12 protein-coding genes are annotated in these 13,234 nt (G+C 36.2%); 7 read left to right on the top strand and 5 right to left on the bottom strand.

Annotated features, from left to right (window positions below):
• Positions 1 to 32: 32 nt before the first annotated feature.
• Positions 33 to 668, bottom strand: a complete 636-nt coding sequence (gene rsmG / locus RAH34_RS11475) for a 16S rRNA (guanine(527)-N(7))-methyltransferase RsmG (protein WP_306596236.1) — start codon at positions 666 to 668, stop codon at positions 33 to 35.
• A gap of 98 nt (positions 669 to 766) precedes the next feature.
• Positions 767 to 2,104, bottom strand: coding sequence for a M20/M25/M40 family metallo-hydrolase (locus RAH34_RS11470; protein ID WP_306596235.1), 1,338 nt, complete (start codon positions 2,102 to 2,104; stop codon positions 767 to 769).
• A 312-nt stretch (positions 2,105 to 2,416) separates the two neighbouring features.
• Between RAH34_RS11470 and RAH34_RS11465 the strand changes: the two genes are divergently transcribed.
• From RAH34_RS11465 to RAH34_RS11445, 5 genes are all read left to right on the top strand, one after another.
• Entirely contained in the window at positions 2,417 to 3,610 is a 1,194-nt protein-coding gene (locus tag RAH34_RS11465) for a pyridoxal phosphate-dependent aminotransferase (RefSeq protein ID WP_306596234.1), read from the top strand.
• A gap of 33 nt (positions 3,611 to 3,643) precedes the next feature.
• Positions 3,644 to 6,583, top strand: coding sequence for a pitrilysin family protein (locus RAH34_RS11460; protein ID WP_306596233.1), 2,940 nt, complete (start codon positions 3,644 to 3,646; stop codon positions 6,581 to 6,583).
• A gap of 148 nt (positions 6,584 to 6,731) precedes the next feature.
• Entirely contained in the window at positions 6,732 to 7,364 is a 633-nt protein-coding gene (locus RAH34_RS11455) for a peroxiredoxin (RefSeq protein ID WP_034698496.1), read from the top strand.
• A gap of 112 nt (positions 7,365 to 7,476) precedes the next feature.
• Positions 7,477 to 7,785 (top strand): thioredoxin family protein, encoded by a 309-nt coding sequence (locus RAH34_RS11450; RefSeq protein ID WP_034698499.1) that lies wholly within the window; start codon positions 7,477 to 7,479, stop codon positions 7,783 to 7,785.
• Positions 7,785 to 8,033, top strand: coding sequence for a hypothetical protein (locus RAH34_RS11445; RefSeq protein WP_002980002.1), 249 nt, complete (start codon positions 7,785 to 7,787; stop codon positions 8,031 to 8,033). The genes RAH34_RS11450 and RAH34_RS11445 overlap by 1 nt, the downstream gene beginning before the upstream one ends.
• A gap of 1,366 nt (positions 8,034 to 9,399) precedes the next feature.
• Here the strand turns inward: RAH34_RS11445 and RAH34_RS11440 are convergent.
• The 3 genes from RAH34_RS11440 to RAH34_RS11430 are packed head-to-tail and all read right to left on the bottom strand — an operon-like array spanning position 9,400 to position 11,646.
• On the bottom strand, positions 9,400 to 10,089 hold the full coding sequence (locus tag RAH34_RS11440; RefSeq protein WP_306596232.1) for a Bax inhibitor-1 family protein: 690 nt from the start codon (positions 10,087 to 10,089) through the stop codon (positions 9,400 to 9,402).
• Between the two features lie 37 nt (positions 10,090 to 10,126).
• Positions 10,127 to 10,564 carry a peptidylprolyl isomerase gene (locus tag RAH34_RS11435; protein ID WP_306596231.1) on the bottom strand — a complete coding sequence of 146 codons (438 nt, stop codon included), beginning with the start codon at positions 10,562 to 10,564 and terminating at the stop codon, positions 10,127 to 10,129.
• Between the two features lie 47 nt (positions 10,565 to 10,611).
• The gene (locus RAH34_RS11430) at positions 10,612 to 11,646 is read right to left on the bottom strand and encodes an acyl-CoA reductase (protein WP_306596230.1); all 1,035 of its coding nucleotides are present in this window, start codon (positions 11,644 to 11,646) and stop codon (positions 10,612 to 10,614) included.
• 59 nt (positions 11,647 to 11,705) lie between these two features.
• Here RAH34_RS11430 and RAH34_RS11425 point away from each other — a divergent pair, with 59 nt between their 5' ends.
• Entirely contained in the window at positions 11,706 to 12,056 is a 351-nt protein-coding gene (locus tag RAH34_RS11425; RefSeq protein WP_034698512.1) for a 4Fe-4S binding protein, read from the top strand.
• 107 nt (positions 12,057 to 12,163) lie between these two features.
• Entirely contained in the window at positions 12,164 to 13,228 is a 1,065-nt protein-coding gene (serC, locus tag RAH34_RS11420) for a 3-phosphoserine/phosphohydroxythreonine transaminase (protein WP_306596229.1), read from the top strand.
• The last annotated feature ends 6 nt before the right edge of the window (positions 13,229 to 13,234 follow it).

Genomic DNA, 13,234 nt, shown 5'->3' with positions numbered 1-13,234 from the left:
TTAGCAAAAATTATTCCTTATTTACATAAAAATCAGGAATTAAAATTACCTTTTGATACATAAACTACTTTCTTCGTATCAAAAAACTCTTCATCAAAATAGTGTTTAAGATTGAAAATTTCACATTTAAGTCCGGCAAGTTCTTCTGCGAGATCGCCTCCTTTCAAATATAAAATTCCGTTATGTTTAGGGTTAAACTGTTCTTTTTCAAATTTCCCTTTCAGCCATCTTAAAAATTCCGGCATTTGAGTTACCGCTCTGCTGACTACAAAATGGAATTTTTCTTTAAGCTTTTCTGCTCTTCCATGGATAGCTGTTACATTGGTCAATCCTACTCCATCTGCTACAGCCTGTACCACACTGATTTTCTTCCCAATAGAATCTATCAGAGTAAATTCTACCTCAGGAAAGAGGATCGCTAAAGGGATACCTGGAAAACCACCTCCTGTTCCAATATCCAAAACTTTGGTTCCCGGTGCAAATTCCATCACTTTTGCAATTCCCAGCGAGTGCAGAATATGCTTTTCATACAGTGATTCCATATCTTTTCTGGAAATTACATTGATCTTTTCATTCCATTCATTATACAGATTTTCCAGTTTTCCGAACTGTTCTTTCTGTTTTTCAGTAAGATCCGGGAAATATTTTAATAGTAACGATGCAGACATGTGAATTATTATAAAACGCAAAAATAAGTTTTATTTCTCTTGTATTCAAATCTACTTTTCCTGATCCGGCTGTAAATTCTGGTTTCCAGCACAATCCATCACTTTGCAATTCCTGGTATAACAGGGACACTCAGATTTCCTGACGGGCTTACGCTCTGTACAGCAAAAATATAATTGTCTTTCGAAAGCGGAATTTTCATAGAAAGTCCAGTGGTAAATATTTTTTTCTGCCATACCGCACTGTCCGTTTCTCTTGCCAGCACATAATATCCTGCGGGGATTCCGGATTTTGGTTTTTCCCAATGTAAAGTTGTTGAATTTGTCAGCTCTTTCACATCCATTTCAACTTTCTCCGGTTTCGAGGTAGATTTTGCAAGACTTGCCAACACGGCAACATTGGCTGCGACATTCTTTTTCAGGTATTTAAAATCTATAAACTCGGGAAGATCACCATACTGCTTATTGTTTTCAATTCTTATGTCCTGATGCTGATGATCGTAATTTTCATAATATTCAGTCAGTCTAACAGAAGGAAATCCGTTATTCACAAAGCTGGTATGATCTCCTCCACGCAAAAATCTGTCATTCCTATAGATCAGTTTAATTTCCAATCCTTTCACATATTGTTCTGTAATTTCTTTGATATAACGAGCCAGCTGCCTGGATTCACTATCATTTTCAAAACCAAGATTTCTGATTGTCATTGCTTTTTTATCCAGATCTTTGTAAGGCAGACCTTCGCTGAATACACGAAGCATACGGGTATTGATTTCTCCCGTTTCTCCTGCTTTGGGATTACCGATCATATCATTGTTCAGAACCGCTTCCAGCTGTCCATTTTCTCTTTTAATTTTCCCGGCCAATTGCTTGGAGCCTAACAAAGATTGTTCTTCTCCCGAAAAGGCCACAAAAATGATAGATGCCGGAAACGAAGATTTGCTCAGTATTCTGGCAGATTCTATCACAGCACTTACTCCACTCCCGTCATCATTGGCACCAGGCGCTTTGGAAGTTCTGTTCATCACATCCGTTACCCTGGAATCCAGATGTCCTCCGATCAGAAAAATTCTCTTGTCATTCGGATCTGTTCCTTTCAGAAAAGCAACAGCATTTCCAAGATTTACAGGTTGGTCAATTCGTTTTCCATCCGGCTGAACGTCTTCGTGCTGCAGATACACTTCCATTCTTCCACCCGAATTTTTAGCATAATCATTGAATTTTTTGATCACCCAATTCCTTGCTGCACCTATTCCATGCTTAGAATCATCTATCGAACTCAAGGTATGCCGGGTTTCAAAACTCACCAACTTTCCGATATATGATTTTAATGAATCTTCATTCACCTGCGAGACATATTTTTTCACTTCGTCATCTTTTAACTGCTTCTGAGAAAAAACAGTACAGGAAATCAGTAATAAAAAAACGGAATATTTCATAGGACGGATCTTAGATTGTTTAAAGATACAAAACCCTACGCTGTAAAATCATTCCTTATAAGAATTTATTCCAATCTCTTTCAATAGATTTAGTGCCATTTTCAACATTTCCCGCATTGAATATCTTCTTCGCCGAATTAAGTTTTTTTGTTAAAATAAGATTAAAATCAGTCTTATACATCAAAAGAAAAGATTTTTATAACCTAAAAGAAGATTTGACTAAAACCTGACAAAAATCTTTAAAGTCCCCCTACTTTTATTACCTACACACCACGTTTTTATTATATATTTGTTAAAATTCAAAAAAATACAATGGATAAACTTTCAGATAGAGTAAAAAGATTAGGATACTCCCAGACATTTGTAATGTCTAACAAAGCCAGAGAAATGAAAGCCAGCGGAATAGATGTAATTAGCTTAACTCTTGGCGAACCGGATTTCGATGTTCCGGACAATATCAAACAGGCAGCATTCGATGCCATCAATCAAAATTACAGCCACTATTCTCCTGTTCCGGGATTCCTGGAACTGCGTGAGGCTATTGCATATAAATTAAAAAGAGATAATAACCTGGAATACAAACCTACCCAGATTTGTGTTTCCAATGGAGCTAAGCAGGCTATTATCAATGTTCTTGCAGCTATTATCAATGACGGTGATGAAGTTTTGCTTCCTGCACCTTATTGGGTAAGCTATGATGAAATGGTAAAAATGATGGGTGGAACTTCTGTAATGCTTCCTACCTCTTATGTTACCGATTTCAAAGTGACTGCCGAACAACTTGAAGAAGCAATTACAGAGAAAACCAAAGCTGTACTTTTCAGCTCACCATGTAATCCGTCAGGAGGATATTATACGTATGACGAATTAAAATCAATCGCCAAAGTAATTGCCAAATACCCTCAGATAACGATTATTTCTGATGAGATTTACGAATATATCAATTATGAAACGAAAACCACTTCAATTGCTCAGTTTCCCGAAGTATATGAACAGACAGCCGTAATCAACGGAATGTCAAAAGCATTCGCGATGACCGGATGGAGAATCGGGTATTCTGCATGTCCTGAGTGGCTGGCAAAAGCTTGTGAAAAAGTACAGGGACAGATGACCAGCGGAGCCAATACCGTAGCACAGAGAGCTTCTATTGTTGCCCTGAAAACAGATCCTTCCGAATACAGATATATGATTGATGCTTTCAAAAAAAGAAGAGATCTTGTCTACGAACTGATCAAAGAAATCCCAGGATTCAAAGTGGTACTTCCAAAGGCTGCCTTTTATTTCTTCCCGGATATTTCGTATTATATCGGAAAAACTCTTAATGGTACCGAAATTAAAAACTCTGATGACTTTGCCATGTTCATCCTGGAAAATGCTCATGTCGGATGTGTAGGCGGATTCTCTTTTGGAAGTCCGGAATGTATCAGATTCTCTTATGCCGCTTCTGAAGAAGATTTAAGAGAGGCAATGAAACGAATTAAAGACTTATTGGAGAAATTCAATTAACAAACTAATAACCCCAAATAAAACACGACAGCAATGAATCTGTTAAAAAAACTAACCATCGCGACAAGTATTGCCGCTGCAAGTTTCGCAGGATATGCTTTTGGCCAGGATTTCCAGTGGAAAGAAGCTACTTCCAATGGCTACAAGTATAAATATGTAACCAATGACCCAACTTCCGCAAGGTATTACACTTTGAAAAACGGATTAACGGTTATTCTGAGTCCTACCAATAAAGACCCGAGAATACAAACGTATATTGCAACAAAAGCCGGAAGCAAAACCGATCCTGCAGACCACACAGGTCTTGCCCACTATCTGGAGCACATGCTTTTCAAAGGAACCAACCAGTTTGGATCTAAAGACTGGGCAAAAGAAAAACCTCTTTTGGACCAGATTGACGCTCTTTACGAAAAGTACAACCAAACCAAGGATGAAGCCAAAAGAAAAGAAATCTACAAAGAAATTGACAGGGTTTCCGGAGAAGCGGCAAAATTTGCAATCGCAAATGAATATGATAAAATGATGGCCGGTATGGGAGCTGACGGTACCAATGCCTTCACTTCTTTTGAACAAACAGTGTACACGGAAGATGTGCCTGCGAATGTTCTTGACAAATTCCTTGCTGTACAGGCAGAAAGATTCAGGGAACCGGTTCTGAGACTTTTCCACACGGAGCTTGAAGCGGTATATGAAGAAAAAAACAGATCTCTTGATGATGACGGAGATAAAGTTTTCGATACCATGTTTGCCAACCTTTTCCCTAACAACAATTATGGAAAGCAAACCACCATCGGAACCATTGAACACCTGAAAAACCCTTCTCTGCATGCTATCAGAGAATATTATAACAATTATTACGTTCCGAATAACATGGGAATCATCATGTCCGGAGATTTTAATCCGGATGAAGTGATTGCAAAAATTGATAAGGCGTTCTCCTATATGAAGCCTAAAGCCATTCCTGAATATAAAGTAGGACAGGAAAAACCTATTACCGCTCCGGTTGTAAAAGAAGTGGTAGGACCGAATCCTGAAAATGTAATGCTTGGTTTCAGATTTCCGGGAGCTTCTACCAAAGATGCCAGAATGCTGAACCTTGTTGGAAATATGCTTACTAATGGACAAGCCGGGTTAATCGACCTTGATCTGGTAAAAAAACAGAAATTACTGGGTGCGTACGCTGGGTCTTATGCATTGAAAGATTATTCCGTTTTACTTTTACAGGGTAAACCCACTGAAGGACAATCTCTGGATGAAGTAAAAAACCTTCTACTTCAGGAAATTGATAAATTAAGAAAAGGTGATTTTTCTGATGATCTTATCCAGTCTATCGTCAACAACGAGAAGAAAGGTATTATTCAGAAAGATGAAAAATATTCGTCAAGAGCAAGTATCCTGATGGATGAATTCACTTCGGATATTGACCACAAAACATCGCTGGAATATGTGGACGAAATTTCAAAACTGACGAAAAAAGATATCATGGATTTTGTATCCAAATATCTTCAGAACAATAACTACGTTGCCGTTTACAAAAGAAAAGGAGAAGACAAGAGCATTGTAAAAGTTGACAAACCAACTATTACACCGGTTTCCGTGAACAGAGAAGACCAGTCTCCTTTCCTTAAGAAGATTGATGAAATGCCTGAAAACCCTATCGCTCCGGTATGGTTGAATTATGACAAAGACATCGCTAAAAACAAATTAGCTGCTGTAGATGTACTTTCTGTAAAAAATACGGACAATGCTTTATTCAGAATGTATTATCACTTTGATTCAGGAAAATGGAACAACAAAATCCTTCCATTGGCAGCAGAATATCTTCAGTATTTAGGAACGAAAGACAAATCTTCTGAAATCATCAGTAAGGAATTCTACAAACTTGCTTCAAGCTTCAATGTAAGTGCAGGAAACGAAGAAACTTACGTGTCACTGGAAGGTCTGAATGAAAACTTTGATAAAACCATTTCTTTATTTGAAGATTTAATCAAAAACTGCCAGGCAGACCAGGCTGCTCTTGATGCTTACAAAGTTAGGTTGAAGAAAGCCAGAGCGAACGCAAAACAGAATAAAGGAGTCATCATGTCCGGGTTGAGAAGTTATGCTCAATATGGCCCTCAGAATCCTTTCAACAACGTACTAAGCGATGCTGAACTTGATGCATTAAAAGCAGAAGACTTAATTAATGTTCTTCATGATTTGTTCAATTTCAAGCACAAAGTATTGTATTATGGACCAAAATCAGGAAATGATGTGGTAGCAGCTTTGAAACCTGTCCACAAACTTCCTGCCACCCTGAAAGATCTTCCTAAGTCTAAAACTTTCGCTCAGATTCCAACTGATAAAAACAAGGTTTTATTTGCTCATTATGATATGGTACAGGCAGAAGTATTCTGGGTAAGAAATTCTGATCCGTACAATGCATCCACTACTCCGACGGTAAGTTTATTCAACAACTATTTCGGAGGCGGAATGGGATCTATTGTATTCCAGACGATCAGAGAATCAAAAGCACTGGCTTATTCTACCTATTCTTATTTTGCCCTTCCAAGTAAGAAAACAGACAAAGACATGGTGATGGCTTATGTAGGAACGCAGGCAGACAAATTCAATGAGTCTACAACAGCTATGAATGAGCTTTTGACTACTCTTCCGAAATCTGAGCAGTTATTCGAAACAGCGAAAAGCGGATTGAAAAAATCAATTGCTTCTGAAAGAATTACTCAGGATGGAATCATCTTCTCTTATCTGAAATCTCAAAAGCTTGGAAACAACTTTGATATGAGAAAAAATGTTTACGAACAGGCACCAAAACTGTCTTTCACAGACATCAACTCATTCCATGATAAGGAAATGAAAAACAAGAACTACACCTACTGCCTTGTGGCTTCTCAAGACAATGTGAATGAGGCCGATATGCAGAAATTAGGCGAAGTAAAAAAACTTAATTTAACTGAAATATTTGGTTATTAAAATAAACAAAAAGCCCTGATATCAGGGCTTTTTTATTTAACAACACACCAAAAACAATTATAGATTTTATTTATCGATTTTAGTTTGTTCGATAGATGAATCTTTCATATATTTGCATAAGAAATTTAAATATAAAAACAGAAAAATTATGTCTTTAGTAGGAAAAAAATTCCCAAATTTAACAATTGACGCAATGTCTGAAATGGGTGACGATTTAAGAATCAACATCCTTGATGAAGCAGTAAACAACCAGCAAAAAGTTCTTTTATTCTGGTACCCTAAAGATTTCACTTTCGTATGCCCTACTGAGCTTCACGCTTTCCAGGAGGCTTTAGGTGAATTCGAAAAAAGAAACACTAAAGTAATCGGTGCATCTTGTGATACTAACGAAGTACACTTCGCTTGGTTGAACACACCAAAAGATAACGGAGGAATTGAAGGAGTAACTTACCCACTTTTAGCTGATACTCACAGACAATTGGCTAACACATTGGGAATTGTTGATCAGGACTTCGAATATGACGAAGATGGAAATGAAGTTTTCACAGGTTCTAACGTAACTTACAGAGCAACTTACCTTATCGACGAAACTGGAAAAATCTTCCACGAAGCGGTAAACGATATGCCTCTGGGAAGAAACGTAAAAGAATTCTTAAGATTAATCGACGCTTACACCCACGTACAAAAGCACGGTGAAGTATGCCCTGCAAACTGGGAAGAAGGAAAAGATGCTATGAAAGCTGACAGAACTTCTACAGCAGAATACTTAGCGAAGAACTAATATAATGTGTTAATTTGAAAATGAGATAATTGGAGAATTATCAAAAATTATCTCATTTTCTTTTTACAAAGCATTGACACATTTTCAAATTAACAAATTTCAAATTACAATCATGTACACAGAATTAACCGAAGATACATTACAAAATATAGTGAACGACAATGAAAAAGTAGTGGTTCAATATGGCGCAACATGGTGCGGAAACTGCAGAATCATGAAGCCGAAATTCAAAAAATTAGCCTCTGAAAATGATTCTATTCCATTTTTATATGTTGATGCTGAAAAGCTTCCTGAAAGCAGAAAATTAGCAAAAGTAGATAACTTACCGACTTTCGCCATCTTTAAAAACGGAGAATTGGTCAACCAGGTTCAATCTAACCAGGCAGAAAGTTTAATTAACCTTTTTAATGAATTAGCATAATGAAATTACCCGTAATCAGACAGTTTTATCAGAATCAGACTCCTGAAAATCTTGAAAAGACTTTAGAAGTACTGGAAAGCTTCTGCGAATTCAGAGGAACAAGTGAAGAAGATCTGAATGTTGCAGGAGAATTGATCACCAACATCTGTGGAGCTCTGGAAGTTCACGCTAATGTACAAAACGGAATGAGCGAGAAAGATGCTTTAAACTCTTTTGCTCAGAAGGTTTTAGGATCAATTGACAAATAAATTCTTTCGGTTATTTTTAACCAAAAGAATGTAAAAACACAAACTATACAATACCCGAGGTTTTCCTCATTACTATACTTTTTTCTATTCTTTAAGAATCTTTTCTTTCAACTTAAAATGTACTTCAAAGGACTTTAACCGGTCACATGAGGCTGGAAGTTGTATGAAAAATTGTAAAGGATAACCCATTAAAATCCCGGTGATATTTTCATCAGGATTTTTTTGGTTTTTGGTTTAAAACACTAATAACACAAATGTTTTTCAAAAATTTCACAAATATTAAAATTCGTTTAAAAAAAAAATATACGCAATCATCCGTGTCAATCTGTGGAATCAGTGGGATACATATAAATTTCGGCTAAAGCCATTGGAAAAGATTCATTTAAAATAAACGGGCTAAAGCCCGTTCCTATTGATATTATTGAATTCGTGTTATTCGTGAAATCATTAGTGGCATTTGTGTTTAATTGTAAAAACCACAAGTAACACAAATGTTTTTCACAAATTTCACAAATATTAAAATTCGTTTTTAAAAAAAAATATACGCAATCATCCGTGTCAATCTGTGGAATCAGTGGGATACATATAAGTTTCGGCTAAAGCCATTGGAAAAGATTCATTTAAAATAAACGGGCTAAAGCCCGTTTCCTAATTGATATTATTAAATTGTGTTTATTCGTGAAAACATTAGTGACATTTGTGTTTAATTTTTTAAAAACCACAAGTAACACAAATATTCCATCACAAATAACACAAATAAATTACACACAATCATCTGTGTCAATCTCTGGAATCCGTGGTATACTTATAAGTTTCGGCTAAAGCCCTTGAAACGTAACCATAAAATATAAAATGAGCTAAAGCCCATTCCTATTGATATTATTGAATTCGTGTTATTCGTGAAATCATTAGTGACGTTTGTGTTTAATTTTTTTTAACCACAAGTAACACAAATATTCCATCACAAATAACACAAATAAATTACACACAATTATCTGTTTTAATCTCTGGAATCCGTGGGATACTTATAAGTTTCGGCTGAAGCCCTTGAAAGGTAACCATAAAATATAAAATGGGCTAAGGCCCATTCCTATTGATATTATTGAATTCGTGTTATTCGTGAAAACATTAGTGACATTTGTGTTTAATTTTTTTAAACCACAAGTAACACAAATAAATTACACGCAATCATCCGTGCCAACCTGTGAAATCTGTGGTTAAAAACAAACTAAAACCATTCCTATTGAATTCGTGTTATCCGTGAAATCATTAGTGACATTTGTGTTTAAATTTTGCATTTAAATAATAAAAAAATCCCGATGAAGAATCACCGGGACTATATTTTAAAGCTAAGACAACTTATCAATTAGCTTCTTCTATTCATCAAAATACTCAGAATATACCAGAATAAAAGCATAATCGAAGCAAAAAGCTGTAATGCCGCTCCTACATACTGATTAGTTCCAAATGAATCTTTTAATTTACTTGTCTGATAAAGAATAGTAACAGATGCTAAAAGCACCATACCTACCGAGAACCACAATCCAAGGTTAAAACCGAAGATCATTCCCGCTACAATCAGTCCTATGGAAATAAATCCACCGATTACAATGAAGTTTCTCAGGAAGGAAAAATCTCTTTTAGAAGTGAATGCTACCGCAGAAATACCTGCAAACATAGCAACCGTTAATGTAGCAGCCTGAAAAATTATGTTAGCTCCGCCTTCAATTCCGGTTGCAATAAAAAGAAGTGGTAAGAAGATAATCGCTTCCAGTAAAATATAAAAACCTAATCCCATATATTGGGTAGATTTACTCTGTGAAAGTGACCACTTGGAAGCTAAAACAGAAGCCAACCAGAAAACCCCGATAATCAGCAGCCAGATGTATCTTTGACCGAACATCATGGCAATTAATTCTACCGGAACAGTTTTTAATAGTATCGTTTCAACTCCAATAAATGCAAGAATCGATAAAGCAACATGCAAATACGTCTTCTTGTAAAAATTCGCCTTCTCCACGTCCGAAGAATGAGCGACTAAAACATCTGTCATCATAGTTAATATTTTTTTAGTTAATCGAAAACAATTTCATCTATTTCGCAGGCAAAACACCCAGGATTTTTCCATCATCTTCAAATACTGCTGTAATGGCCTCTTTCGAAGATGATTCTCCTGCATACTTATATTTAATACTTGGATGATTAGTACCGTCCATCGTTTTATAATACCCCGCTTTTAAAATTTCAAGCTTTTTATTGGGATCAATGCCGGCTTTGACCTTTTTAAGCACATCATCCGTAACAATTTCCTTTACCTTATCAGAAAGCAATCCATTAATGGCTGTACGGTCAGAAGCCTGCAAAGCCTCAACAAACTTAAGGAAGTTATCATTGTATACACTAACCTTCTCCTTACTTATACTGGCCTGCTGTTCTTTTTTGGGACTGTTTTCAACCTTTGCACCTGTTATCTTCTGTGCAAAAATCAGCTGTCCGCCCACAAGAGCAAGTCCCAGCAATAATTTTTTCATAATATTCATTTTTGTTCTGGTGAAATAAGTGATGGAAGATACGAAAATCAGACCAGTTCTAAAAATTTCATTGTATCTACATTATCTGCATACGTATCAAGGCCTGGATTTTGAGCTTCACCAAAAGAAATAGCATTCAGTTCCAGCTCTTCCTTTGCTACTACACACTGAATATTTTCTTCATTTTCTGCGATAAAACTTTTCACTTCATCCAACGATTCATATCTGCTGAAATTGATTACAGAAAGCGGACTGAAGAGTTTGTCATCCTCTTTCAGCATTACAAAATTATTATCCCAGAATTTATCCTGATTTAAAAGATAAACCGCTCTGTTATAATCATAATTATTCGCATATTTATTATGATTGATAATATCCTGAAAGCCTAAGAAGTTTTCAAACAACCTGTCAATTACAAAATCCTGCGGAATGAAAATTCTCGTCACATTTCTGCATCCTAATCCAAAATACTGGAAGATGTCTTTTGCCAGAAGCTGCAGTTCCTCATTCGTTTCATCCCCTTTCAACACTGCAACAGAAGTTCTGTTCTTACGGATAATATTTAAATGATTTTTAAAATAATATTCCAGATATCTTGCTGTATTATTACTTCCTGTAGCAATAACGGCATCAAAATTTTCTAATTTTTCAACAAATTCAAACGCTACATTCTCATTGGAAAACTCATTCCACTTCTTTAATAAAAACGGAATCACGTACTTATCCTTTGAAGACAGCTTAATGACAGGAATGTGATTGCTTAAAACAACAGACATGACATCATGAAACCCTACCAAAGGAATATTTCCAGCTAAAATAAGTCCAACTCTTTTAGAAACTTTAGAGATTGAATAATTTCCAAGCCAGTTTTTGATGTTTTCTTCAGTCAGAAGATCTGTCCATTGCTGCAAAGCAAATTTCTGATTATCAATAGTAAACCATGGATTTTCTATTTCTGATCTTTTTAATAATAATTCAATATCAGAATCATCTTCATTGTGATCTTCCGGTTTCTTCGCTAAAAACGCTTTTATATAACCACTTAATTTAATAAGTCCTAAAACTTGATTTTCGGTATTCATAATTACTTTAAAATTGGGTAAAATTTTGTAATTTTGTGCAAATTTAAAAAAAATTAGCGATGGCTATTAAAATAACTGATGAATGCATTAACTGTGGGGCTTGCGAACCGGAATGCCCAAACAATGCAATATATGAAGGAGCTGTAGATTGGAAAGCTTCTGACGGTACGGCTCTTCAAGGTACAATTACGATGCCGTCGGGACTTACTGTAGATGCCAATTCACCACAGGAACCTGTAAGTGATGATGTGTACTTCATTGTAACAGATAAATGTACAGAATGTAAAGGATTCCACGAAGAACCTCAGTGTGCAGCGGTATGCCCTGTAGACTGCTGTGTGCCGGATGAAGATCATGTAGAATCTGAAGAAGCTCTTCTTAATAAAAAAGCATTCTTACACGGCGAATAAAAAATTCCGTCTCATCATCTGTGAGGCGGTTTTTTTAACCCAAAATCCAATTAAATCAAAATAAAGCAGAAGGATATTCATTCCCAAAGCACCCAAAAAATAAAAATATGAACAAAAAGCACAACTTCAGCGCAGGACCATGTATTTTACCACAGGAGGTATTTGAAAAATCAGCACAGGCTATCCTTGATTTTAACGGTATTGGATTGTCTCTTCTTGAAATTTCTCACAGAAGTAAGGATTTCGTTGCGGTAATGGACGAAGCGCGTGCCATTGTAAAAAGATTGATGAATCTTGGTGATGATTATGAAGTACTTTATTTAGGTGGTGGTGCCAGCCTGCAGTTTGCAATGGTTCCTTACAACCTGATGAAAGTAGGAGGAAAAGCAGCTTACCTGGATACAGGAACATGGGCAGCCGGAGCTATTAAAGAAGCAAAAAAAGTAGGAACAGTGGATGTAGTAGGTTCTTCAAAAGAAGAAAACTATTCTTTTATTCCTAAAGATTATACGGTAGGTGCAGAATACGATTATTTCCACTGTACTTCCAACAACACCATTTATGGAACTCAAATGAAATCTTTCCCTGAAGTGGATACACTGATGGTATGTGATATGAGTTCTGATATTTTCTCAAGACAACTTGATTTCTCTAAATTTGACCTTATCTATGCCGGAGCTCAGAAAAATATGGGACCTGCTGGTGTTACTCTAGTGGTCATCAAAAAAGAAATCCTTGGTAAAACAGGAAGAGAAAACATGTTCTCTATCCTGGATTATTCTCAGCACATTGCTAAAGAATCTATGTACAATACACCACCGGTATTTCCTGTATACGCTTCTTTGCTTACCCTTCAGTATCTTGAAAGAAACGGAGGTATTGCTGCTGCAGAACAAAGAAACGAAGCTAAAGCTAAGCTTTTATACGACGAAATCGACAGCAATCCGTTATTCGAAACTTTCTGTGTAAAAGAAGACCGTTCACTCATGAATGTTTCCTTTAAAATTACAGACGAAAGCAAGAAAGAAGAGTTCGACAATGCATGGAAAGCAGCAGGAATCAGCGGGTTAAACGGACACAGAAGCCTGGGCGGATACAGAGCTAGTTTATACAATGCCTTACCTATCGAAAGTGTACAGGTTTTGGTGGATGTAATGAAGTCAATAAAATAGCTTATA

Origin of the sequence: Chryseobacterium sp. WLY505 (assembly GCF_030846215.1) — a bacterium.
In the GTDB taxonomy this organism is placed as follows: Bacteria; Bacteroidota; Bacteroidia; order Flavobacteriales; family Weeksellaceae; genus Chryseobacterium.
The sequence above is the reverse complement of the archived record's forward strand: the minus strand, read 5'-3'. Positions and strand labels throughout refer to the sequence as shown.